At 60.8% G+C, this 22,788-nt stretch carries 21 protein-coding genes; 7 read left to right on the top strand and 14 right to left on the bottom strand.

Annotation, left to right across the window (positions count from 1 at the left end; translation table 11 throughout):
* Window positions 1-21: 21 nt before the first annotated feature.
* From CQ002_RS11120 to CQ002_RS11070, 11 genes are all read right to left on the bottom strand, one after another.
* The gene (locus CQ002_RS11120) at window positions 22-372 is read right to left on the bottom strand and encodes a flagellar protein FlaG (protein WP_034107964.1); all 351 of its coding nucleotides are present in this window, start codon (window positions 370-372) and stop codon (window positions 22-24) included.
* Between the two features lie 75 nt (window positions 373-447).
* Complete coding sequence (locus CQ002_RS11115) at window positions 448-1,872, bottom strand: flagellin (RefSeq protein WP_034107966.1); 1,425 nt, start codon at window positions 1,870-1,872, stop codon at window positions 448-450.
* Window positions 1,873-2,136: 264 nt separating this feature from the next.
* Window positions 2,137-3,066: a ketoacyl-ACP synthase III gene (locus CQ002_RS11110; protein ID WP_034107968.1), complete on the bottom strand. Its 930-nt coding sequence runs from the start codon at window positions 3,064-3,066 to the stop codon at window positions 2,137-2,139.
* A gap of 275 nt (window positions 3,067-3,341) precedes the next feature.
* Window positions 3,342-4,946: a flagellar hook-associated protein 3 gene (locus tag CQ002_RS11105; protein WP_034107971.1), complete on the bottom strand. Its 1,605-nt coding sequence runs from the start codon at window positions 4,944-4,946 to the stop codon at window positions 3,342-3,344.
* A gap of 14 nt (window positions 4,947-4,960) precedes the next feature.
* A complete protein-coding gene (gene flgK / locus CQ002_RS11100) occupies window positions 4,961-7,006 on the bottom strand; it encodes a flagellar hook-associated protein FlgK (protein WP_034107972.1) in 2,046 nt (681 codons plus the stop codon).
* Between the two features lie 10 nt (window positions 7,007-7,016).
* A complete protein-coding gene (gene flgJ / locus CQ002_RS11095; protein ID WP_034107974.1) occupies window positions 7,017-8,288 on the bottom strand; it encodes a flagellar assembly peptidoglycan hydrolase FlgJ in 1,272 nt (423 codons plus the stop codon).
* Between the two features lie 4 nt (window positions 8,289-8,292).
* Window positions 8,293-9,381 carry a flagellar basal body P-ring protein FlgI gene (locus CQ002_RS11090; protein ID WP_033901075.1) on the bottom strand — a complete coding sequence of 363 codons (1,089 nt, stop codon included), beginning with the start codon at window positions 9,379-9,381 and terminating at the stop codon, window positions 8,293-8,295.
* A 27-nt stretch (window positions 9,382-9,408) separates the two neighbouring features.
* Window positions 9,409-10,104: a flagellar basal body L-ring protein FlgH gene (gene flgH / locus CQ002_RS11085; RefSeq protein ID WP_034107976.1), complete on the bottom strand. Its 696-nt coding sequence runs from the start codon at window positions 10,102-10,104 to the stop codon at window positions 9,409-9,411.
* 53 nt (window positions 10,105-10,157) lie between these two features.
* Window positions 10,158-10,943 carry a flagellar basal-body rod protein FlgG gene (flgG, locus tag CQ002_RS11080; RefSeq protein WP_005790105.1) on the bottom strand — a complete coding sequence of 262 codons (786 nt, stop codon included), beginning with the start codon at window positions 10,941-10,943 and terminating at the stop codon, window positions 10,158-10,160.
* A 71-nt stretch (window positions 10,944-11,014) separates the two neighbouring features.
* The gene (locus CQ002_RS11075) at window positions 11,015-11,755 is read right to left on the bottom strand and encodes a flagellar basal body rod protein FlgF (protein ID WP_034107980.1); all 741 of its coding nucleotides are present in this window, start codon (window positions 11,753-11,755) and stop codon (window positions 11,015-11,017) included.
* 307 nt (window positions 11,756-12,062) lie between these two features.
* Window positions 12,063-13,628, bottom strand: a complete 1,566-nt coding sequence (locus CQ002_RS11070) for a sigma-54-dependent phenylalanine hydroxylase transcriptional regulator PhhR (RefSeq protein WP_034107982.1) — start codon at window positions 13,626-13,628, stop codon at window positions 12,063-12,065.
* Window positions 13,629-13,885: 257 nt separating this feature from the next.
* On the opposite strand from CQ002_RS11070, the gene phhA reads away from it, so the two are divergent.
* From phhA to CQ002_RS11055, 3 genes are all read left to right on the top strand, one after another.
* Window positions 13,886-14,677 (top strand): phenylalanine 4-monooxygenase, encoded by a 792-nt coding sequence (gene phhA, locus CQ002_RS11065; RefSeq protein ID WP_034107983.1) that lies wholly within the window; start codon window positions 13,886-13,888, stop codon window positions 14,675-14,677.
* A gap of 97 nt (window positions 14,678-14,774) precedes the next feature.
* Entirely contained in the window at window positions 14,775-15,131 is a 357-nt protein-coding gene (locus tag CQ002_RS11060) for a 4a-hydroxytetrahydrobiopterin dehydratase (protein ID WP_010208721.1), read from the top strand.
* The gene (locus CQ002_RS11055) at window positions 15,131-16,324 is read left to right on the top strand and encodes an amino acid aminotransferase (RefSeq protein ID WP_105162650.1); all 1,194 of its coding nucleotides are present in this window, start codon (window positions 15,131-15,133) and stop codon (window positions 16,322-16,324) included. The genes CQ002_RS11060 and CQ002_RS11055 overlap by 1 nt, the downstream gene beginning before the upstream one ends.
* Before the next feature lie 127 nt (window positions 16,325-16,451).
* Here the strand turns inward: CQ002_RS11055 and CQ002_RS11050 are convergent, their stop codons facing one another.
* On the bottom strand, window positions 16,452-17,261 hold the full coding sequence (locus CQ002_RS11050; RefSeq protein WP_105162651.1) for a UDP-2,3-diacylglucosamine diphosphatase: 810 nt from the start codon (window positions 17,259-17,261) through the stop codon (window positions 16,452-16,454).
* Window positions 17,262-17,397: 136 nt separating this feature from the next.
* Between CQ002_RS11050 and CQ002_RS11045 the strand changes: the two genes are divergently transcribed.
* The 3 genes from CQ002_RS11045 (at window position 17,398) to CQ002_RS11035 (ending at window position 19,545) form a co-directional block, all read left to right on the top strand.
* Window positions 17,398-18,147: a helix-turn-helix domain-containing protein gene (locus tag CQ002_RS11045; protein WP_105162652.1), complete on the top strand. Its 750-nt coding sequence runs from the start codon at window positions 17,398-17,400 to the stop codon at window positions 18,145-18,147.
* A gap of 99 nt (window positions 18,148-18,246) precedes the next feature.
* Entirely contained in the window at window positions 18,247-19,131 is an 885-nt protein-coding gene (locus CQ002_RS11040; RefSeq protein WP_034107987.1) for a DMT family transporter, read from the top strand.
* A 132-nt stretch (window positions 19,132-19,263) separates the two neighbouring features.
* Window positions 19,264-19,545 carry a hypothetical protein gene (locus CQ002_RS11035; RefSeq protein WP_069077944.1) on the top strand — a complete coding sequence of 94 codons (282 nt, stop codon included), beginning with the start codon at window positions 19,264-19,266 and terminating at the stop codon, window positions 19,543-19,545.
* A gap of 41 nt (window positions 19,546-19,586) precedes the next feature.
* Here the strand turns inward: CQ002_RS11035 and CQ002_RS11030 are convergent, their stop codons facing one another.
* Window positions 19,587-19,874 carry a SelT/SelW/SelH family protein gene (locus CQ002_RS11030; RefSeq protein WP_034107991.1) on the bottom strand — a complete coding sequence of 96 codons (288 nt, stop codon included), beginning with the start codon at window positions 19,872-19,874 and terminating at the stop codon, window positions 19,587-19,589.
* Between the two features lie 83 nt (window positions 19,875-19,957).
* On the opposite strand from CQ002_RS11030, the gene CQ002_RS11025 reads away from it, so the two are divergent.
* Window positions 19,958-22,147: a patatin-like phospholipase family protein gene (locus CQ002_RS11025; protein WP_105162653.1), complete on the top strand. Its 2,190-nt coding sequence runs from the start codon at window positions 19,958-19,960 to the stop codon at window positions 22,145-22,147.
* A 134-nt stretch (window positions 22,148-22,281) separates the two neighbouring features.
* Here CQ002_RS11025 and CQ002_RS11020 read toward each other — a convergent pair whose 3' ends face one another.
* Window positions 22,282-22,716, bottom strand: coding sequence for a MarR family transcriptional regulator (locus tag CQ002_RS11020; RefSeq protein WP_069077945.1), 435 nt, complete (start codon window positions 22,714-22,716; stop codon window positions 22,282-22,284).
* Window positions 22,717-22,788 lie beyond the last annotated feature (72 nt).

Here is a 22,788-nt window from a genome sequence, read left to right as displayed (position 1 = left end):
CGCAACAAGTTTCGTGCCAGCTCAGACCTTTTCGTCGAACAGCACGTGGCTGGCCGTGGCCAGGCTCTGGGCCAGTTTCAAGGCCGTTTCCGAAGGGATCTGGCGGATCACCTCACCACTTTCAGTGGCAATGACCTTGACCACGACCCGATGGGTGGAATCATCAATGGAAAAATCCAGTTTGCGCTGGGCCGCTTGTACGAATTCTCGAATATCGGTGACTGCTTTTTCCAGGTCAGCCCGCTCAGGCTCACCCGCGGTCGGCGCAATCGCCTCGACCTTGGTTTTGTCTTTGTCCGCAACTGCTGGGACGGGTGCGCTTTGAGGTGCAACCGGTGGATAAGACGAGGCCAGCTTTATACTCATGTCCATGTCCAATCTCCTCTGAAACCGAAAAGACGAAAGGGCACGTAAACGCGCCCTTCCGTCATTTACCAAGCGCCGTTATTACTGAAGCAGCTTCAGTACAGCGGATGGCAGTTGGTTGGCTTGCGACAGGATCGCAGTAGCAGCCGACTGCAGAGTTTGTTGCTTGGTCAGCTCAGCTGTTTCAGCAGCGAAGTCGGTGTCCTGTACAGTCGAACGTGCAGCGGTGGAGTTCTTCTGAATGTTGGTCAGGTTGTCTACGGTAGTGGTCAGACGGTTCTGAACAGCACCCAGGCCCGAACGTACGCTGTCGATGCCGCCGATGGCTTTGTCGATTACAGCGATGGCGGACTGTGCGTTGAAGGCACTGGTCACGTCGGTTTGAGCAACAGAGGTCTTGGTCGAAGCAGCGGCAGTACCGGTAGCTGCGAACAGGCCAGTTACACCAGCGCCGTTCAGAGCGTAGCCTTTGGACGAGTCCAGGTTTACAGCGCCGGTGGCGATCAGGCCGTCAGCGAGGGCAACGCCAGCCGCTGCGAAGTTGCCGCTGCCGTCACGGGTGTTGACAGTGATCGAGCCGGCGTCGGTCGAAGCGCTGAACACCAGGTTTTCGCCAGAATCGGACTTAACCGACAGAGCGCCTTTGGATTCATCGTAGTTAACGCTGATGCCCAGCTTGGCAGCGTTGGACTTCAGTTGGTCTGCCAGGCTGGCGGTATCGGTAACGCCAGTGAACGTAGTGGCTTGGCCACCAACGGTCATGGTGAAGGTAGCAGGAGCAGTCTTGGCAGCAGCGCCAACCACGAACTGAGCTTCAGTGCTAGCGGTAGCGCTCAGGCCACCCACTGCGCCGTTCAGGTTGCTGGCGATGGTTTTAGCCGAGTCGCCGGCAGTTACTGCAATGCTCTTGCTCTGGCCGTTGCCGGTCACGCCGATGGCACCTGCGCCTACACCCGTGGTGCTAGGAGCAACTGCAACGCTCTTGATCTGCTGGGAACCGATGTTGTTGGCAGCAACGTTGTCCAGGGACAGGTTGATGGTTTCGTTGGCGTTGGCGCCGACTTGGATCGACTTGGTACCGTACGAACCGTCCAACAGCTTCTGGCCACCGAAAGTGGTGGTCTGGGAGATACGGGTCAGTTCCGAAGTCAGAGCCTGGTATTCTTCCTGGTTGGAAGTACGGTCAGCGTCGCTCAGGGAACCGGTAGCCGAGGACAGAGCCAGGGTACGCATCTTTTGCAGAATGTCGGTCGAAGCCTGCATTGCGCCTTCAGCGGTTTGCGCGATGGAGATACCATCGTTGGCGTTCTTGACAGCTTGACCCAGGCCGTTGATTTGGCTGGTCAGGCGGTTGGAGATCTGCAGGCCGGCGGCGTTGTCTTTAGCGCTGTTGATGCTCAGACCAGTGGACAGACGCTGCATGGAGGTTTGCAGCGAGCTGGCCGCTTTGCCAAGGCCGTTCTGGGTAGTGATGGAAGCAATGTTGGTGTTTACTGTTAAAGCCATGACGAAATCCTCGTTGGATGGATACTGCGGCTTCCGGCCCTGGCAACCGCCGGGTGTGGCCTGAGAACCTACGTAATAGTTATCGTCGTGGCAGCCGGTTGCTTGAGGATTTTTTTTGATTTTTTTACTGGCGCCGTGCCACCCCTTGCAATTCAAGGGTTTACGCGGGCTTAACCCCCCGATTTCATTGGGTTTTCTGGCGTCAAATAAAAAACGCCGATGGTCGTTCGATCATCGGCGTTTTTTGTTGAAGCTATCAAGGCATCAGGGACGATAGAGAATCGCCGAGCCCCACGACAGGCCCACACCAAACCCGCTGATGGCCACGCGCTTCCAGGTGGCGTCCATCACATGCTTTTCCAGCAGCAACGGAATGCTCGACGACACGGTGTTGCCGGTCTCGACCATGTCCTTGATGAACTTGTCCACCGGCGCATCTTCAAAGCGGCGTGCTACTGCGTCGACAATTGCCGCACTGCCCTGGTGAATGCAGAAGGCATCGATGTCGTCAGCCTTGAGGTCCGACTCATTGAGCAGCTCGTGCAAATGCGCCGGCACCTTGAGCAAGGCGAAGTTGAACACCTGGCGGCCGTTCATGAAGAACACGCCGTCGCTGACCTTCAGGTGCGGTGCGCCTGAACCGTCGGTGCCGAATTTGGACTTGCCCAGCAACCACGGGGCGTCTTCGCCCATCCAGGTGGCGGTGGCCGCATCGCCGAACAGCATGGTGGTGTTGCGGTCTTCCGGGTCGACGATCTTCGAATACGGGTCGGCGGTGATCAACAGGCCGTTTTTCAGGCCGGCGGCTTCCATGAAGCCCTTCATCGCGTAGATGCCGTAGACGTAACCGGAGCAGCCCAGGGAAATATCAAAGGCCGCCACATGGGTCGGCAGGCCGAGCTTGTCCTGGACGATGGCGGCCGTGTGCGGCAGGCCTTCTTCATCACCGTTCTGGGTGACAACGATAAGCGCATCGATGGACTCGCGCTTCAGGTCCGGATTGTTGGCAAACAAAGCGTTGACCGCCTCGACACACAGATCGGAGGTTTCCTGTGCAGCTTCCTTGCGCGGCAGGAACGCGGAACCGATCTTGCCAATGATGAACTCTTCATCCTTGGCGAATTTGGCACCCTGGGCGTAGTTATCGATCCCGTCTGCCGGCACGTAACTGGCGATGCTTTTTATGCCAATCATTGTGGCTTCCCAATACTAAATAGCTGGAGAACACCCCTGGACCACGCCCGGAGTGCTGACAATAAAGGGGATAACCCCATAAAAATCTCGCTGAAAGCCGCCCCGCAAGGCCCCTGTGACGACTTATCCTTTTCACACGATACAGTGAAGATGCGCTTTATGACTCACAGGTCACTCAATTGTCCGTGCTTTGTGCAAAACCTTCAAACAATTAAACCCTAGAAACGGCAACGGCCCGCCCTGTTTCCAGAGCGAGCCGCTTGAAGTAACGCCACTTACATCTTGCTGAACAGGCTCAACTGCGAGATTTTCACGAAGGCCAGTTGCGAGGCCTGCAGCATGGTTTGCTGCAAGGTCAGGTTGATCGCGGCCTGGGCCGTGTCGATGTTGCCCAAGTCACTCATGGTGCTGGTATTGGCCAGGCCGATGCTGTTGTTTTCACTGGCCTGGATGTCCAGCGCCGCGCCGCGCGCGCCAATGGAGCCACGCACGTTGTCAACCTGGGCACGGGAGTTGGCCAGATTGGCCACCGACGAGCTCAGGACATCCTTCAACTTGAGCATCGCCGCCGGGTTTCCATCGGCTGGCTGCTCCAGCGCCTGGCGCAGCTGGCTCAAAGTATCCAGCGCGTTCTGGGTCTTTTGCGTACTGGCAGCCACCGCAAACTGATCGCCGTTTTGTGGCGTACCGCTGATATCAAAAGTCACACCGGCGGCAGTCACCGTCGTTCCGCCACCGGTGTCGCCCGTGGCAATGGCCTTGCTGTCAGCCGTGTACGGTTGGGCATACACCTCATACGCAGTGCCGGAGGTGAACTTGATCACCGCGCCACTGTTGGCAGGGAAGGTACTGGAATACGCCGCCTGATCGCTCACGGTCGCATTATTCAACTGTGCTGTGGACGTGTTACTCGGCGTACGCGAGACACTGAAAGTGTCGGGTTTGGCGGCTAGGCTGAACGAACGGTCCTTGACCAACGCATCGGAGTCAGGTCCCGGGGCAACCCCCTTGAGATCGAGATTGATGTCAAAGTTCACGCCCCGCAGGCTCACCGTGGAAGCGCCTTCCTTAGTGGAATCAAACGTGCCGTTGCCCGGAATTTCCGAAGTGATATCGTTGCCGTCTTTATCAGACACCTTGTACTGGGTGCTGCTAGTAAAGGTCAGCTTGTAAGGCTGGCCTTCCGCGAACTTCTTGGTGTAGTCGGTGCCCGACGTCACCAGGCCGGCCGACAACGAGACCTTGTTGTCATTGGGCACCGGCGCCGTTGCCGGCGGCACGATCGGCGGTACGATCCATGTCGATTGGGTACGGCCCGAGTTGACTGCACCGCCCATGATGCTCTTGCCGGTATCGCCAGCACTGACCTTCAACGTGTCTGAGACCTGCAGGCTCAACGGAGTCTCATCGCCCTGATAGGTGTAGGTCCCGTCACTGTTGCGACTGTAAGGCGGCGTCGACGTCTTGGAACCGGAAAACAGGTAGTTACCCGACGAATCCTTGCTGTTGAGCAGGCCCAGCACCTGGTCTTCCAAGGCCGCGACCTGACCGGCAATAGATTTGCGGTCGGCATCACTGAGCGAGCCACCCGCCTGGAGGGCCAGGGTACTGGCGGCTTGTAGTGCGTCGTTGATCGAACCCAACACGCTTTCTTCGTTGGTCAGCGAGTTCTTCAAGCTGGTGATGTTGCCGTTGAACTGGCCCAGCATGTCTTTCTGCTGTTGCAGCATCAACAGGCGCGCTGCCGCGACCGGGTCATCGGAGGCGGTCTCTACGCGCACACCGGTGCTGGCCTGATTCTGGGCCTTCACGACGCTTGAGTAGTTATCCGAATACTTGGCGGAACTGGTTTCGAAGTATTGTGCTGTGGAAATGCGCATCGTCCCAGACTCCCTTAAAGACTATTGATCAGCGTACTGAAGGTTTCTTGCGCAGCCTTGATGATTTGCGACGACGCGGTGTAGTACTGCTGGAACTTGATCATGTCGCCCGCCTCTTCATCCAGGTTGACCTGGGATACCGAGTTGCGTGCGTCCTGGTTGGCCTTGAGCAATGCGCCCGTGGCGGTGGTGTCGGTAATGGCCGAAGCGGCCTTGGCACCCACGGTCGACACCAGCCGGCTGTTGGCCGCCACCAAGCTCACACCGCCACCGCTGCCATCCGCCAGGCCGACGGTCGCCTTGGTCTGCAGGTCGAGCAATGCCTGGGCATTACGGTTATCCGACTTGCCCGAAGCATTGAAGGAAAAGGTCGTGCTGTCGCCATCGGCGGGCGCACCGCCGACAGTGGTGTCGAACTTGAAGCTCTTGGCGGGTACGACCAGCGCACCGTTGGCGTCACGCATTGGCACGTTGATGGTGATGTTGTTGCTTTGGCCCGGAATGATGCTGCCGGTGCCAATCGGGTTGCCCTGCGCATCGTTGACCGTATAGGTCTGGGTGCCGTCGGTCGCCGGCTTGCCAAACACCATCTTCACCGGCATCGAGTGTTCAATCCCGGTGCGCAGTTGGGCGGTGTCGGCGCCGCCATGAATATCGATAGGCAAGGTCAGCGTCGGCGGCGTAAAGGTGCCGGTACCCTCGTTGGTCTTGCTGCCCTCGCCCAGCAACGGCCCGGCGAAGGCGATCTTATTGGCGTCCTTCAAATCGGTGCCAATGCTGGTCGCGCCATTGGCAGTAGGGCTGACTTTGAAGCTGTCACCTGCCGCCATCGGCCCCTTGCCGTCCAAGGCCAGGGTGAACCCGTCAATCACCGGCGGCGGCGTGGTCGTGGTGTCGAACGCCCCCATGGACTTGCCGTCGGAACGCATCACCGTGTAGTTGTTGCCGCTGGTGAAAGTGACTTTATAGTCGTAGGTCGTCAGCTTGCTGGTGTCGCTGATGGACACGTTCAAGTTGCCGGAACCGGTGCTGTTGTTCCCCGAGCCCACGCTACGCTGCGCAATGGCCGCGGCGCTGTTGATGTCCTTGAACAACGACGAACCAAAGTCACCGTTCAGGTCCAGGCCTTGGCCCAGCTGGCTGTTGACCGCGTCCGCAGTGACAATTGCGATACGCCCCAGGTCATTGATGGCCGGCATCAAGGCATCGCTGCGATAACGCAACAAGCCACCGATGCTGCCGCCACTGAGTACGTTACCCAGGTCCACCGAGGTGCCGCCGCCCGCATTGAGCTGGATGGTGTACTGGCTCGGGTCGCTCGCGCTCGGCACGGCCGAAATACTGTTGGACTGGTCACCCAGCACCAAGGACTGGCCAGTGCCGGTACTGACGCTGAACACACCGTTCTTCTCGACAGCAGTGACGCCAACCAATTCGTTCAGCGAGCGCACCGCCTCGTTGCGCGCATCCAGCAGGTTGGCCGGAGCACTGTTGCTGGAGCCCTGCGCCTGGGTGATCTGCTTGTTGAGCGAGGCAATCGAGGAGGTCAACTGGTTGACCTGATCGCTCATGGTCTTGAGTTGACCATTGATCGACTCTTTCTGCTGGTTCAGCTGGGTCGAGATCGAGTTGAAGCGGTTGCTCAAGGTCTGGGCACTAGTCAGCAGCACCTGGCGTGCGGACACATCGCTGGGGTTGGCCGCAGAGGTCTGCACGGCAGCAAAGAACGCACTGAGCACCGAGGACATACCGGTGGTCTTGTCCGACAGGGTCTTGTCGATGGCACTGGCCTGGCTCGAATAGGCCTTGGCGTCATTATTCAGCGCGGTACTGTTCTGGTAGGCCGCATCGAGGAATTCGTTATAGACCCGGCGCACGTCAGCCAGGGTCGTGCCGCTGCCGATGAACACGCCGCCATAGGGGTTCGACGCACTCGCATTCTGGGTGGTCTGCTGGCGCGAGTATCCCGAGGTATTGGCGTTGGCAATGTTGTTACTCAAGACCGACAACGATCCTTGAGAGGCGTTAAGCCCTGACATCCCGATACTGAGCAAACTCATGGTTCAGACCTTATAAATGTGTGGTTGCGCCCGCGGCAGCGTAGTTCTGGTAACTGTTCATAGTTTTTGCGATCTGCGAAATCTTGCTGGCGTAGTCCGGATCGGTTGCGTACCCGGCTTTTTGCAACTCGCGCACAAACTGTTCCGGGTTGTCGGCCGACTTCACAACTTCTTTATAGCGATCATTGCTTTGCAGCAATGTCACCAGGTCATGGAAGCTGTCCTGGTACGAGTTGTAGGAACGGAACTGCGCCGTTTCCTTGACCATCGCGCCGTCACGGAACTCACTGGTGATTGCGCGGGCCTGGCCGCCCTGCCAACTCTGGCCGGCCTTGATGCCGAACAGGTTGTGGCTGCTGCTGCCATCTTCGGCGCGCATCACCGATTTACCCCAACCGGTTTCCAGGGCGGCCTGGGCCACCAGGTATTTCGGATCGACACCAATGCGCGCGGCGGCCGCCTTGGCCATCGGCAACATGGTGGCGACAAATTCATCCTGCGAGCTGAAGGCCTTCTTCGCCGGCGCCAACGGCGGCTGGGCCACGGCACGGCCGTAGACCTGCATGCGCCCGCTCGGCACGGCAAACGTGCGTGCGGTGCTGTTGACCACGTTGTCGTCGGCCGCACTGTTACGCAGCGGCGCGCTTTTGGCATCGATCGCGACCGGCGCGTTCGGCACGATGCCGGCGAGCAGGCGATCCGTCAGCTTGCTTGGCAAGGCAATGCGGCGCTGATTCATCAGCTCCATGTCATTGCTGTGGGACGCTGCAGCGCCGGCCTGTGGCTCCGCCACGCGATAAGCCCACAACGGGCGCTGACCATTGGAGCGGCCCAGCGGCCCTTGCGCCTGGGTGCCTGCCGCAATTTCCGTCGGCACATCAACCTTCTTCACCGGCTCGGCCGCCGCCGGGCCTTGCAGGGTAGCGGCCTGGGCCTCCACCGGTTTGTTCTTCTGCATCTGGCGCATCAGCACATCGGCCAGGCCGATACCACCGCCCTCGCGCGACATCGAGACGGCCAGTTGCTGGTCGTACATTTCCTGGTACTGCTTGGCCGCTGGCGTGTTCATCGGGTTGTCTTTACCCAACGCTTCGGTGGCCGAACGCATGGACTTGAGCATCTCGCTCAAAAACAGCGACTCAAACTCCTGCGCCACCTTGCGCATGTTGCCTTCGCTGTTCTTGTCGTCGCCGACCTTGAGCTGGTTAAGCCGGTTCAAGTCGGAGTAAGACCCCGAGTCCGCCGTGCTGCTGATGCCGCTCTTGCGCATATCCATGGCCATCGCCTCAGATCACGATCAGGTCGGCTTGCAAGGCGCCGGCCTGTTTCAGCGCTTCGAGGATCGCCATCAAGTCGCCGGGCGCTGCGCCCACCTGGTTCACCGCACGGACAATCTCATCCAGGGTGGTGCCAGGGCCGAACTTGAACATCGGCTTGGCTTCTTGCTGGGCATTGACACGCGAACGCGGCACTACCGCCGTCTGGCCGTTGGACAACGGCCCAGGCTGGCTGACGATCGGGTCTTCGGTGATGGTCACGGTCAGGCTGCCGTGGGTCACGGCCGCTGGCGACACCTTGACGTTCTGGCCGATCACGATGGTACCGGTACGCGAGTTGATGATGACTTTGGCGACGGCCTGGCCCGGGTCGACCTCAAGGTTTTCCAGGATCGACAAATAGTCGACACGCTGGCTGGGGTCCAGCGGCGCCGTCACACGGATCGAGCCGCCGTCGATGGCCTGGGCCACGCCAGGGCCGAGCATGTCGTTGATCTTGTCGACCACACGCTTGGCAGTGGTGAAGTCGGAGCGGTTGAGGTTCAGGGTCAGGCTGTTGCCCTGGTTGAAACCACTCGGCACGGTGCGTTCAACCGTGGCGCCGCCAGGGATACGACCGGCCGACGGCACGTTGACGGTGATCTTCGAACCGTCGCGCCCCTCGGCATCGAACCCGCCCACGACCAGGTTGCCCTGGGCGATGGCATAGACGTTGCCGTCGATACCCTTCAGAGGCGTCATCAGCAAGGTGCCGCCGCGCAGGCTTTTCGAGTTACCGATGGACGACACGGTGATGTCCACCACCTGCCCCGGCTTGGAAAACGCCGGCAAGTCGGCACTGATGGACACGGCCGCGACGTTCTTGAGCTGCACGTTGCCCGAACCGGCCGGCACCTTGATGCCGAACTGCGACAGCATGTTGTTGAAGGTCTGCAGGGTGAACGGGGTCTGGGTGGTCTGGTCACCCGTGCCGTTGAGCCCTACCACCAGGCCGTAGCCGATCAACTGGTTGGAACGCACGCCGGAGATGCTGGCGATGTCCTTCAGGCGTTCGGCCTGGGCGACAGCGCTCAAGGAAAGCAGGAGTGCGGCCGCCATCAGCTGTTTGAAGTTCAAAGTGGCCACCTAGAAAGGGAACAGCGGGCTAAGGAAGAAACGGTCGAACCAGCCCGGCTGACTCGCATCAGCAAACGAACCTGTACCCGAATAGGTAATGCGCGCATCGGCAATCCGCGTCGACGGCACGGTGTTGTCGGTGGAGATGTCATCGGCGCGGACCATGCCGGCAATACGCACCAGCTCGTCACCAGTGTTGAGCGTCATCCACTTTTCACCGCGTACGGCGATGATGCCGTTGGGCAGTACATCGGCCACGGTCACGGTAATCGAACCCGTCAGGCTGTTGCCCTGCCCCGCCGCGCTCTTGCCATTGGTGGCACGGTCGCCGCTGTAGCCGGCGTCCAGGCTCAGGTCGCCACTGCCCAATGGGTTATTGGTGTTCGGTACGGCGCCAAACAACGAGGTCAGGCCAATGCCGGCCTTGCTGGTCTTGCCGATCTGCGAGTTGGCGTTCTTGCTGGCCTGGGTCTTCTCGTTCAGGGTGATGGTGATGATGTCACCGACCCGGAACGCCTTGCGGTCGCTGTACAGGTTCTGCTCGAAACCGGCCTGGTAGATCGAGCCATTGTTGGCGGCCGCCGGCAACGGCGTGCGTGGCAACACCGGCGCGTAGTACGGGTCATTGGGTTTTGGCGTCGGGGCGACACAGCCCGCGAGCACGGCAATCCCACTCAATGCCAGAACAGAAACATAGCGATTCATGACCCTTACCTCACGGTGCTGCAGGCGCCCTCAAGAGCGCCCCATAGACTTGATTACAGATTCTGCGTTACGAACGAAAGCATCTGGTCGGCGGTGGAAATCACCTTGGAGTTCATCTCGTAGGCGCGCTGGGTGGTGATCATGTTGACCATCTCCTCAACGGTGCTCACGTTGGACGTTTCCAGGGTGCTTTGCAGCGTGGTGCCGAAACCGTTCAAGCCAGGGGTGCCGATTTGTGGCGCGCCGCTGGAGGCGGTTTCCAGGAACAGGTTGTTACCCATGGCCTGCAGGCCGGCCGGGTTGATGAAGTCGGCGGTTTGCAGGTTGCCGATCACCTGCGACGCCGGGTTGCCGGCAACGGTGATGGACACGGTGCCGTCGTTGCCGACGGTGAAGGTCTTGGCATCTGCTGGAACGACAACAGCCGGCTCCAGGGCGAAACCGTTGGCGGTCACGATCTGGCCGTTGGAATCCAGGTGGAAAGTACCGTCACGGGTGTAGGACGTGGTGCCGTCCGGTTGCAGGATCTGGAAGAAACCACGGCCGTTGATGGCCATGTCCAGCGGCTGGCCGGTCTGCTGCAGGTTACCGGCGCTGAAGTTCTTCTGGGTGCCGACGATCTGCACACCGGTACCCAATTGCAGGCCCGACGGCAGTTCGCTGTCCTGGGTCGACTGGGCGCCTGGCTGCTTCTTGATCTGATAGAGCAAGTCCTGGAACTCGGCACGGTCGCGTTTGAAGCCCGTGGTCGACACGTTGGCCAAGTTGTTGGAAATGGTGGTCAGGTTGGTGTCCTGGGCGGACAGACCTGTTTTGGCAACCCATAGAGCCGGAAGCATGCTGTTCTCCTTCGTGCGCCTGTTTGTTGGCGCTGCGCTGCAAAATTAGTAGTGAGTCAGTGATGTGACTATCAGCTCATCTGCATGACGCGTGTCATGGCCTGATCGTCTTCCTTGGCGCTGTTCATCATCTTGATGTGCAGCTCGAACTGTTTGGAAAGCGCCAGCACCGCGGTCATTTCTTCCACGGCATTGACGTTGCTCGCCTGCAGGAAGCCAGACGTCAGCGTGACGTTCGCGTCGGCCTGGGCCGGCTGGCCATCCTTGGTATGGATGGTGCCGTCCAAGCCTTTATTCATGTTCTTGAGGTCTGGCTGGACCAGCTTGATGCGGTCCACTTCAGCCATGACCCGCGGGCCTTCGCCCATGGCGCGGATGCTGATGGTGCCGTCAGCACCTACTTCAATTTTCTGCTGGGGCGGCACGGCGATCGGGCCACCGTTGCCCATGATCGGCATGCCGTTGCCGGCCCGCAGCACACCCAATGCGTCGACGTTCATGCTGGCGCTGCGCACGTAGGCTTCGCTGCCGTCCGGGGTCTGCACGGCCATCCAGCCATTACCGTTGACGGCCACGTCCAGGTCACGACCGGTCTCGATCATGGCACCCGGGGTGAAGTCGGTGGCTGGGCGCTCGGTCATGGCAAACGCCCGCGCCGGAAAGCTGTCACCGAACACCGGCATCGAACGTGCCTGTTCCAGGTCACGCTGGAAACCATTGGTGGAGATGTTCGCCAGGTTGTTGGCATGGGCCTTCTGCGCCAGCGCATTCTGGCTGGCGCCGGTCATTGCCACATAAAGGTACTTGTCCACGCTCTTTCCTCTTTCTGACGGACGCTTGCCGCCCACCGCTGTACTGATGAGGCTTAAGCAATTTGCGAACCAACTTTTGAAAAGCGCAGAAAGTGCAGGCGGGACGGGGGTTTGCGGCGAGGCGTGAGGATTTCAGGGTTGAGCGCGAGTCGAAAAAACGGCGGACTACTGCCGCCTGCGGCAAGGAGCGGTCTTATTGGCGACAAAGATCACATGTAGGCGCTGGCTTGCCTGCGACAGCGGAGTGTCCTTTTGCTCATCAGTGACTGAAGGACCGCAATCCCAGGCAAGCCAGCGCCCACGGGTCTTAACCGCGCTCAGCCTTGAGGATTTCGTAATCACGCAATTTATTGGCGATGGTGGTGTGGGATACCCCCAGTCGCTTGCCCAATTGCCGGCTACTGGAATGCTCGGCGTACAAGCTTTCCAGGACCGCCTTCTCGAACCGCCCGACGATTTCGTCCAGGCCGCCTTCCAGGGAAAAATCGCCAAGGGGCTGGCGTACGCCGTAGTCCGGCAGGCGGATATGCTCGGCCTTGACCGTCCCGCCATCGCACAACGACACCGCCTGGAACAGCACATTTTCCAACTGCCGCACGTTGCCTGGCCAGTGGTAATGACTCAGGCGATCCATCGCGGCGGGGGCCAGCTTGGGCAGCGGGCAGCCTATCTGGCGGCTGGCCTGGTCGAGAAAGTGCTCAACCAACGGCGCCAGGCCGTCAAGGCATTCGCGCAGCGGCGGAATATGCAGGGACAGCACGTTGAGGCGGTGGTAGAGGTCTTGGCGGAATTCGCCGCGGGCGCACAGCTCGGACAAGTCCACCTGCGTGGCACAAATCACCCGCACATCCAGGTACACCTCTTCATCACTGCCCACGCGACGGAAGCAGCCGTCCTGCAAAAAGCGCAGCAGTTTCGCCTGCAAGCGCGCACTCATCTCCCCCACACCATCGAGGAACAACGTACCGCCGGCCGTCAGCTCAAGCAGCCCCAGCTTGCCTTCGGCCCGCGCGCCTTCGAAGGCGCCGGGCCCGTAGCCGAACAGTTCAGTCTCGGCCATCGACTCGGGCAGGCCGGCGCAGTTAAGGGCCATCAACGGCGACTGCCCACGCGGGCTGGCCAAGTGACAAGCGCGGGCCAACAGTTCCTTGCCGGTGCCCGTTTCGCCTTCTATTAATAGAGGCGCATCCAACGGCGCCATGCGGCGAGCTTCGCGCACCACGGCAGCCATGACTTTGGAGCTCTGGAAAATGCTGTCAAAGCCGCGCAGCTCCTGCTTGCGCACATTGTAGATGCGCTCACCGACACGGTCCGCACGGTGAAGGGTCAGTACCGCACCGGCCATGGCTTCACTGTCATCATGTTCGGACGATTGCAGCGGCGCGATGTCCGCCAGGAACACGTCACCCTTGACCTTGACCCGCAGGCCATTGATTCGCGATTTACTCGCGCGCACCAGTTCCGGCAAATCGAAGTCCTCGGCATAGCGCGACAACGGGATACCCGGCACCTCATCCACCCGCACCCCGAGCAACTGCGCCGCTGCGCGATTAGCGGCGACGATGGAGCCGCCCATGTCAATCGACAGCACCGGAAACTCCAAGGCGCCGAGCAGCGCATTGAGCTCCATATGCCGCCGCTCGCTGGGCATCAGCCCTACCCTCTTTACCCCGAACACCCCGGCAATCGCCTCGAACTGCGGGCGCAGTGCCTGGAACTGCATGTTCACCAGGTTGGGGCAATACAGGTAAATGGCGTTGCCATGCTCACCGCCCACTTCGCCCTTGGCGACGTTGACGCCGTACTCCACCAGCAGGTTGAGAATGTCCCGCAGGATGCCGATGCGGTTCTGGCAGTGCACTTTGATACGCATGAGAAGGCTCTGAAAATGGGTAGGCGCCGCGTCTTTTTGTCGCTGCTCGCAGATAGTCGTCAAGATTATGTGACAGCCCAGACGGTTTTCCCAGCCCATTGCGGCGACCACGTGCGCAAGCGTAACGAATACTTTACGAAAACCGGTAACTTTTCCTACAGGAAAGCGCTTTAAACAGATGGAATCGGGCCGCGAACGGGTTATCAATAGGCTCATCGCAGGACATAACAAGAACGAATGCCTAGCAGGAGAGCCGTATGAAGCAGACGCAGTACGTGGCCCGCGAGCCCGACGCGCAAGGTTTTATCCACTACCCGCCGGAAGAACACGCGGTGTGGAACACCCTGATCACTCGCCAATTGAAAGTGATCGAGGGTCGCGCCTGCCAGGAATACCTGGACGGCATCGACAAGCTCGGCCTGCCCATGGACCGTATTCCGCAACTGGGCGAAATCAACGAAGTGCTTGCCGAGACGACTGGCTGGCAAGTCGCACGCGTGCCGGCCCTGATCCCCTTCCAGACCTTCTTCGAATTGCTCGCCAACAAACAGTTTCCGGTGGCGACGTTTATCCGTACCCGCGAAGAACTGGACTACCTGCAAGAGCCGGATATCTTCCACGAGATCTTCGGCCACTGCCCGCTGCTGACCAACCCCTGGTTCGCCGAATTCACCCACACCTACGGCAAGCTCGGCCTGGCGGCGACCAAAGAGCAACGGGTGTACCTGGCGCGCCTGTACTGGATGACCATCGAATTCGGCCTGGTGGACACGCCCGAAGGCCGGCGCATCTACGGTGGCGGCATTCTGTCGTCGCCCAAGGAGACGGTGTACAGCCTGTCGTCCGAGCCTGAGCATCAGCTGTTCGACCCGCTGGAGGCGATGCGCACGCCCTATCGCATCGACATCCTGCAACCTGTGTACTTCGTGCTGCCCAACCTCAAGCGTCTGTTCGAAGTGGCGCAGGAAGACATCATGGGCATGGTCGAGCGCGGCATGCAGTTGGGTCTGCATGCCCCGAAATTTCCGCCAAAGCCCAAGGCTGCTTGAACCTTGCATATTGAGGCCAGGTGAGTCTGTTCCCTGGCCCCGCGTTGCTTTAGGGTGACGCTACTGACCTTCACACATTCGAATTCAGGACACCCCCATGACCACCTTGAACCAAGCCCATTGCGAAGCCTGCCGTGCCGATGCCCCGCAAGTCAGCGATGAAGAATTGCCGGTACTGCTCAAGCAGATCCCTGACTGGAACATCGAAGTCCGCGACGGCGTGATGCAGCTGGAAAAGGTTTTCCTGTTCAAGAACTTCAAATTCGCCCTGGCGTTCACCAACGCCATGGGCGAGATTTCCGAAGCCGAAGGCCATCACCCAGGCCTGCTCACCGAGTGGGGCAAAGTCACCGTGACCTGGTGGAGCCACTCCATCAAGGGCCTGCACCGCAACGACTTCATCATGGCCGCACGCACCGACGAAGTGGCCAAGGACGCCGAGGGCCGCAAGTAATGCATTTCGATGCCATTGGCCGCGTGCCCGGCGACCCTATCCTGGGGTTGATGGACCTGTATGCCCAGGACACCCACCCGAACAAGTTCGACCTGGGCGTTGGTGTCTACAAGGATGATCAGGGGCTGACGCCGATCCCACACTCAGTGAAACTGGCTGAACAACGCCTGGTGGACACCCAGGCCACCAAGACCTACATCGGTGGCCACGGCAACGCCGCGTTCGGCAAGTTGATCAGTGAGCTGGTACTCGGCGCGGACTCCGCACTGATCCGTGAACACCGTGCCGGCGCCACCCAGACCCCAGGCGGCACCGGCGCCCTGCGCCTCAGCGCTGATTTCATCGCGCACAACCTGCCGGGCCGTGGCGTCTGGTTGAGCAACCCAACCTGGCCGATCCACGAAACCATCTTCGCCAAGGCCGGGATCCCGGTCAGCCATTACCCGTATGTGGGCGCCGACAATCGCCTGGACGTGGCGGCGATGCTCGCCACCCTGTCCACTGTGCCCAAGGGCGATGTCGTGCTGTTGCACGCCTGCTGCCATAACCCGACCGGTTTCGACCTGTCGCAGGATGACTGGCGCCAAGTGCTGCAGCTCGTGCGCGAACGCCAGCTATTGCCGCTGATCGACTTCGCCTACCAGGGCTTTGGCGATGGCCTGGAGCAGGACGCCTGGGCGGTGCGGCTGTTTGCGACCGAACTGCCGGAAGTGCTGGTCACCAGCTCCTGCTCGAAGAACTTCGGCCTGTACAGCGACCGCGTCGGCGCATTGATCGTGTGCGCGGAGGATGCCGAGAAGCTGACGGACGTGCGCAGCCAGCTGGCAAATACTGCGCGCAACCTGTGGTCGACACCCCCGGATCATGGTGCCGCGGTGGTGGCGACCATCCTGGGTGACGCCGAGCTGAAAAAGCGCTGGAGCGACGAGGTCGAAGCCATGCGTTCGCGCATCGCACACCTGCGTTCCGGGCTGGTAGAGGCATTGGCGCCCCACGGCCTGTCGGAGCGGTTTGCGCACATCGGCGCGCAGCGCGGGATGTTTTCCTATACCGGCTTGAGTGCCGAGCAGGTGAAACAGCTGCGGGAAAAACACAGCGTGTACATGGTGAGCTCGGGACGGGCTAACGTCGCGGGGATTGATGCGACGCGCCTGGCGCTGCTCGCCGAAGCCATCGCGGACGTCTCCAACTGACGGAACCGAATCAACACGTTGGCAGCGGGCTTGCTCGCGAATGCGGTGTATCAGTCAATGCATCAGGTGACTGACACTCTGGATTCGCGAGTAAGCCCGCCGCCACATTTGGATCGAGCACACCCTTTTAACCCGCGACCATCTCAGCCTTGAGCAGCGCTTCCTTGGCCTGCGCATCCGCCAAGCGATACAACTCGATGCTCCCATCCCAGTGCTCGATCAATGCCGTGCACGACTCCACCCAATCCCCACAATTGAGGTAATCCACCTCGCCCACCTTGCGGATCTCCGCATGGTGGATATGCCCGCAGACCACACCATGCAACTCGCGCTTGGTCACTTCGTAGGCGATGGCCTCTTCAAAATCACTGATGAAGTTCACCGCCGTCTTGACCTTGTGCTTGAGGTACGCCGACAGCGACCAATAGCCATAGCCATAGCGCGCTCGCCAGTGGTTCAGCCAGCGGTTCAACGTGAGGGTAAATTCGTAGGCCGAGTCACCGAGGAAAGCGAGCCAGCGGTGATAGCGGGTGATCACATCGAACTGATCACCGTGGATCACCAGCAGGTGCCGGCCATCGGCGGTCACGTGCACGGCTTCGTCCACCAATTGGATATTGCCCAGGATCAGCTTGGAATAGCGACGCAGGAATTCGTCGTGGTTGCCGGTGACGTAGATCACCTCGGTGCCGCGCTTGGCCATGGTCAGCAGGCGACGGATCACGTTGGTGTGGGCCTGGGGCCAATACATGCCGCCACGCAGCTTCCAACCATCGATGATGTCACCCACCAGGTAGACCTTATCGGCGTGGTAGCCCTTGAGGAACTGCGACAGATGTTCGGCCTGGCAATCCCGGGTGCCCAGGTGCACATCGGAAATCCACAGGGTACGCACCCGTTGCTTGCGGCTGGGCTTGGTGAATTCGGCACTGGTCATGGGCGTCCCTCGACGGTGTTTTCGCGAGCTTGCGCCAGCGCGATTAATAGCCCATGACAGATGTGCGTCAGTCTGATGACAGCGCTCGCCGACCGCGAAGCGTTGTAGACTGACGCCAGCCACCCAGGAGACCGCGATGAGCCCCACTCTCACGCTACGCCACTACGTCGAAGCGCCCCTCGCCCACAGCCATGACCATGCGCAGTTGGTGTTCGGCCTGTCCGGGCATTTGGACCTGGAAGTCGATGGGCGTGGCAGCCAAGTGCGCGAAAGCAGCGTGATGGTGCTGCCCTTCCGCGCGCATCATGCGTGCGGCAGTCGCGATGGCAGCCGCTGCCTGGTGCTGGATGTGCCCACCGAACATTGGGTGCTGCAATCCTTGGGCGAGCATGCCGATGCCAGTCGCCGCCTGCTCGACCAACCCGCGCGGCTGGCCCTGGACCCGCGGCAAAACCAATTGGTGCAATGGCTGGCGCAGAGCCCGGTGGATGACCCGCTGATCGTGCAGCAAGGCGCGGTGCTATTGCTGGCCAGCCTCAATCATCCGCAGGCCCAACCACTGCCGGGACGGCGCCTGCCGTATGCGGCGTTCGATGCGCACATCGAGCGCCACGTTGCACACCCGTTGCAAGTGGCAGACCTGGCACGCATCGCCGACCTGTCGGTGGCACGCCTGCATGCACGGTTCATGGCGGAACGCGGGCAAACGCCCATGGACTATATCCGCAGTCGCCGCCTGCAAATGGCCCTGGACCTGCTGCGCAAGACGCCGCTGCCCATTGGTGAGATCGCTGACCGCGTCGGCTATACCTCGCAAAGTGCATTTGCCGCCGCGATGCTGCGTGAATTTGGCGCCTCCCCGGGCGCATTGCGACGCAACGCGTAGGAAGAGTCTTGCGATAAAAATCGCGAGCCGGACGACAGACGCCTGCACAAGTGACCCACTAGACTGCGCTTCTGCCACCCGCTTGATTCAAGGACCGCAATGACTCCCCGCTCAGCCCTCGGCGCCCTGCATATCGGCGCACTGATGTTTGGCCTTACCGGCGTATTCGGCAAACTGGCGGCGGCCTCGCCGGCCATCATCGTGTTTGGTCGCGCCGTGTTTGCCGTGCTGGCCCTGGCGATCTTTGCCCGGTTTGCCAGCAACACCGCCTGGAAAACGCTGGAACTGCGCGACTGGCGCCGGCTGCTGGTCAGCGGCGTATTGCTAGCGGCGCATTGGGTGACCTTCTTTATGGCGGTAAAAGTCGCCGGCGTGGCCGTTGCAACCCTGGGTTTTACCGCTTTCCCAGCCTTTACCGTGATCCTCGAAGGGCTGATCTTCCGCGAGCGCATCCGCGCCAACGAAGTGGTGCTGGTAGTGCTGGTCAGCGTCGGCCTGGTGCTGGTGACCCCCGACTTCAACCTCGCCAGTGAAGCCACCGGCGGGTTGCTCTGGGGGATCGCCTCGGGGCTGCTGTTTTCCCTGTTGTCACTGAACAACCGCGCCAGCTCCGGACGCATCCCGGCGGTGCAGGCGGCGCTGTGCCAGAACGTGGTGGTTGCGCTGTGCCTGTTGCCCGTGGCGGCACCGGGGCTCTCCGAGGTGCGGGCGCTCGACTGGCTGTGGATCGGCTTGCTCGGGGTGTTCTGCACGGGCCTGGCCCATAGCCTGTTTGTCGCCAGCCTCGCAGTGATCAAGGCGCGCACCGCCTCGGTGGTGTTCGCCATGGAGCCGGTCTACGGCATCACTGCGGCCTGGCTGCTGTTTGCCGAAACCCCGACATTGCGCATGCTTCTGGGCGGCGTGCTGATCATCATCGCCATTGTGCTGTCCGGCTTGATGGGCGGCGCCAGCCAGGCCAAACAGCCCGTGGCAGCGGCTTGATCTACACTTTGAACATCCGCAACAGTTTGTCGTCGTTCACCGGATAATCGACAGCTCGACGACAGCCTGGGTGTTCTCCGAAGTTGCTGCACGCGAGTGGTCAAAACCTCAACGCGATGCGGGAGCTTTACCATGGAAATGTTCATCAGTTTGTTGGTGCAGATCATCAGCGGCGCCGTCGGCGGCAACCTCGCCGGAATGACCAAGCAGAGTCTTGGGACGGGGCTTAATACAGTGATAGGAGGTGTCGGCGGGTTGGTGCTGGGCCAGGTCGTCGCGGCGCTCACGGGCACCTCCGGTGGCGAAGCGCTGGATGTGGCGGCAGTCGGCAGCAATATTGTCGGCGGTGGCGTCGGCGGGCTGGTGCTGACTTGGCTGATTGGCTTCATCAAGCAAAAGATGGCCACCAAATAATCCCCCCCAGCACGGTCACCGCCGGCTTACGACGGTGACTGTCACTGCGTACGGTCGTTGTGCCCCAGGTCACGCTGCGGGTCGATCTGGTCGCGCACGCGCTGCTTGAGCACCTTGGCTTCGGGAAAGCCACCCTCGGCCTTGCGTTCCCAAATCTGCACGCCATCGCAGGTGATGCGGAATGCGCCACCGGTAGCCGGTGCCAGCGACACCTTGCCCAGGTCATCGGCAAACGTACTCAACAATTCCTGCGCCAACCACGCCGCGCGCAGTAGCCACTGACACTGTGTGCAATAGGTGATAACGATCTCGGGTTTGATCGAAGACATGACTTGGAGGCTCCTGGCGTAACGGACTCAGCGGATCGAGTGGCTATAATACCGGCCTTTATCGCCCAGCCTCGAGATTCATGATGCGCCGCCTGCTGTCCTGCCTGCTTCTGTGCCTGCTCCCTGTTCTTGCCGATGCCGTTGAATCGCCGCGCCCGAAAATCGGCCTGGTGCTGTCCGGCGGCGCCGCCCGTGGCCTGGCCCATATTGGCGTGCTCAAGGCGCTGGAAGAGCAAGGCATCCAGGTCGATGCGATTGCCGGCACCAGCATGGGCGCGGTGATCGGAGGGCTCTACGCCTCGGGCTACAAGATCGACGAGCTGGAAAAGCTGGCGCTGAGCATCGACTGGCAACAGGCGCTGTCCGACGCACCACCCCGGGAAGACGTGCCGTTCCGGCGCAAGCAGGATGATCGGGATTTCCTGGTGAAACAAAAACTCAGTTTCCGTGACGACGGCAGCCTGGGCCTGCCATTGGGGGTGATCCAGGGCCAGAACCTGGCGCTGCTGCTGGAAAGCATGTTCGCCCACAGCAGCAATACGCGTAATTTCGACAAGCTGCCCATTCCCTTCAGGGCGGTGGCCACCGATATCACCACCGGCGAGAAGGTGGTGTTCCGCAAGGGCCACCTTCCCCAGGTGATCCGCGCCAGCATGTCGATCCCGGCGGTGTTCGCCCCGGTGGAGCTGGACGGCCGGCTGCTGGTGGACGGCGGCATGACCGATAACATCCCGCTGGATGTGGCGCGGGAAATGGGCGTGGACATCGCCATCGTCGTCGACATCGGCACCCCGCTGCGCTCGCGCAAACAACTGGCCACGGTGGTGGACGTGCTCAACCAGTCAATCACGCTGATGACCCGGCGCAACTCCGAAGAACAACTCAAGGACCTGCACCCCAAGGACGTACTGATCCAGCCGCCCCTCGCCGCCTTTGGGGTGACCGACTTCGGCCGCGCCAAAGACATGATCGACGCCGGCTACCGCGCCACGCGCGCCCTTGATGCGCGCCTGGCACACCTGCGCCCCGCCGAACCGATCGACCCGCAATTGGTGGCCGCCCGTACCCCCGGCGAACGTACGCCGGTGATCACCGCCATCAACGTGGAGAACGACTCGAAAGTCAGCGACGACGTCATCCGCTACTACATCCGCCAACCCCTGGGCGAACCGCTGAACCTCGGCCGCCTGCAGTCGGACATGGGCACCTTGTACGGCCTGGATTACTTCGAGCAGGTGCAGTACCGCGTGGTCAAGAAAGGCCAGGACAATACCCTGGTGATCAGCGCGCGCGGCAAGCGCAGCGGCACAGACTACCTGCGCCTGGGCCTGAACCTCTCCGATGACATGCGTGGCGACAGTGCCTTCAACCTCGGCGCCAGCTACCGCATGAACGGCATCAACCGCCTGGGCGCCGAATGGCTGACGCGCGTACAGATCGGTGACCGGCAAGAGCTGTACAGCGAGTTCTACCAGCCGATGGACACCGGCTCGCGTTACTTTGTCGCGCCTTACATCAGTGCCCAGGTACAGAACGTCGAGCTGATCCTGGACAACGATCCCATCTCCGAATACCGCCTGGAACGCTACGGCTTCGGCTTGAACGTAGGCAGGCAGATCGGCAACAGCGGCGAAATACGCTTCGGCGTCGGCGAAGCCTGGGGCAAGGCGGACGTGCGCATCGGCGACCGCGATCTGCCCAGTGTGAGTTTCAGCGAAGGCTTCTATGAGCTGAAGTACTCCTTCGACTCCCTGGACAACGTGTACTTCCCGCACACCGGCGAAGACATCGGCCTGGCCTACCGCGAATTCGAACCGGGGCTGGGTTCGGACCAGCGCTATCGCCAATGGGAATTCAAATTGGACAAGGCCATGAGCCACGGCCCGGACACCCTGGTGCTGGGTGGACGCTACGGACGCACCCTGGATGATTCCGATGTGGTGATCTCCAGCTTCCTGCTGGGCGGTGCGCGGCAATTGTCGGGCTTCCGCCAGGATGCGATTTCAGGGCAGAACATCAGCCTGATGCGGGCCGTGTACTACCGCCGGCTCACGCCACGTTCGTACCTGCCGCTGGATTTCCCGCTGTACCTGGGAGCCTCGCTGGAACGGGGCCGAGCGTGGAACAACGACAATGAATTCGACAGTGGCTACATCAACGCAGCCAGCATTTTCCTGGGCTTCGATACACCCTTGGGGCCGCTGAACTTCAGCTATGGGTTCAACGATGACAACCAGAAGGCGGTGTACCTGAACCTGGGCCAGACGTTCTAAAAAGGTTGTGCGCTAAACCAAATGTGGGCGCTGGCTTGTCTGCGATGCAGGTACCTCAGTTGTTCAGAGACTCCGAGGTGATGCTATCGCAGGCAAGCCAGCGCCCACATTTTTGACCTGCAGCGTAGGTGAGGTCAGGACTTTTCCAGATTCGCCAGGATGTGCCCATGCACCCGCATGCACACACGCAAATCGGCTTCGTCCACACCCACAAACAACTCGTGGCGCAGCGCGGTGGCGATGGTTTCGATCTGTTCGATCAGCGGTCGGGCGGTGTCACACAGCAGGATGCGCTTGGCACGACGGTCTTCCACCACGGCCTGGCGTTGCACCAGGCCCTGGGCCTCAAGGCTGTCCAGCAGGCGGGCCAGTGTCGGCCCCTCGACGCCAACACTTTGCGCCAATTCACGCTGGGTGGGTGCGTCTTCGAAACGAGCAAGGTGCAGCAGCACCAGCCAGCGCGCCTGGGAGAGCCCAAGCCCGGCCAGGCGACGGTCCAGCTCGGCACGCCAACCACGGGACATTTGTGCCAGCTGCATGCCAAATCGGTGTTGATCGGTTAACGGCATAAAAAACTCATGTTTTAGACTGAAAATAAAGTGTGGCTAATTATTAGTCAGCTAAGCATGAGCTTTGCCAGT

The organism is Pseudomonas sp. MYb13 (genome assembly GCF_002980075.1).
Classification (GTDB): Bacteria; Pseudomonadota; Gammaproteobacteria; order Pseudomonadales; family Pseudomonadaceae; genus Aquipseudomonas; species Aquipseudomonas lurida.
Note: the sequence above shows the minus strand (reverse complement) of the source record. Positions and strands in the feature narration are given on the sequence as shown.

Excerpts from the sequence above, each read along its gene's own strand:
- CQ002_RS11035 (WP_069077944.1), top strand. The coding sequence starts at position 19,264 with ATGGAAATGTTCATCAGTTTGTTGGTGCAGATCATCAGCGGCGCCGTC.
- CQ002_RS11020 (WP_069077945.1), bottom strand. The coding sequence starts at position 22,716 with ATGCCGTTAACCGATCAACACCGATTTGGCATGCAGCTGGCACAAATG.
- flgH (WP_034107976.1), bottom strand. The coding sequence starts at position 10,104 with ATGAATCGCTATGTTTCTGTTCTGGCATTGAGTGGGATTGCCGTGCTC.
- CQ002_RS11030 (WP_034107991.1), bottom strand. The coding sequence starts at position 19,874 with ATGTCTTCGATCAAACCCGAGATCGTTATCACCTATTGCACACAGTGT.
- CQ002_RS11120 (WP_034107964.1), bottom strand. The coding sequence starts at position 372 with ATGGACATGAGTATAAAGCTGGCCTCGTCTTATCCACCGGTTGCACCT.
- CQ002_RS11105 (WP_034107971.1), bottom strand. The coding sequence starts at position 4,946 with ATGCGCATTTCCACAGCACAATACTTCGAAACCAGTTCCGCCAAGTAT.
- CQ002_RS11025 (WP_105162653.1), top strand. The coding sequence starts at position 19,958 with ATGCGCCGCCTGCTGTCCTGCCTGCTTCTGTGCCTGCTCCCTGTTCTT.
- CQ002_RS11110 (WP_034107968.1), bottom strand. The coding sequence starts at position 3,066 with ATGATTGGCATAAAAAGCATCGCCAGTTACGTGCCGGCAGACGGGATC.
- CQ002_RS11055 (WP_105162650.1), top strand. The coding sequence starts at position 15,131 with ATGCATTTCGATGCCATTGGCCGCGTGCCCGGCGACCCTATCCTGGGG.
- CQ002_RS11060 (WP_010208721.1), top strand. The coding sequence starts at position 14,775 with ATGACCACCTTGAACCAAGCCCATTGCGAAGCCTGCCGTGCCGATGCC.
- CQ002_RS11115 (WP_034107966.1), bottom strand. The coding sequence starts at position 1,872 with ATGGCTTTAACAGTAAACACCAACATTGCTTCCATCACTACCCAGAAC.
- CQ002_RS11045 (WP_105162652.1), top strand. The coding sequence starts at position 17,398 with ATGAGCCCCACTCTCACGCTACGCCACTACGTCGAAGCGCCCCTCGCC.
- phhA (WP_034107983.1), top strand. The coding sequence starts at position 13,886 with ATGAAGCAGACGCAGTACGTGGCCCGCGAGCCCGACGCGCAAGGTTTT.
- CQ002_RS11070 (WP_034107982.1), bottom strand. The coding sequence starts at position 13,628 with ATGCGTATCAAAGTGCACTGCCAGAACCGCATCGGCATCCTGCGGGAC.
- flgG (WP_005790105.1), bottom strand. The coding sequence starts at position 10,943 with ATGCTTCCGGCTCTATGGGTTGCCAAAACAGGTCTGTCCGCCCAGGAC.
- flgK (WP_034107972.1), bottom strand. The coding sequence starts at position 7,006 with ATGAGTTTGCTCAGTATCGGGATGTCAGGGCTTAACGCCTCTCAAGGA.
- CQ002_RS11090 (WP_033901075.1), bottom strand. The coding sequence starts at position 9,381 with ATGGCGGCCGCACTCCTGCTTTCCTTGAGCGCTGTCGCCCAGGCCGAA.
- CQ002_RS11040 (WP_034107987.1), top strand. The coding sequence starts at position 18,247 with ATGACTCCCCGCTCAGCCCTCGGCGCCCTGCATATCGGCGCACTGATG.
- flgJ (WP_034107974.1), bottom strand. The coding sequence starts at position 8,288 with ATGGCCATGGATATGCGCAAGAGCGGCATCAGCAGCACGGCGGACTCG.
- CQ002_RS11050 (WP_105162651.1), bottom strand. The coding sequence starts at position 17,261 with ATGACCAGTGCCGAATTCACCAAGCCCAGCCGCAAGCAACGGGTGCGT.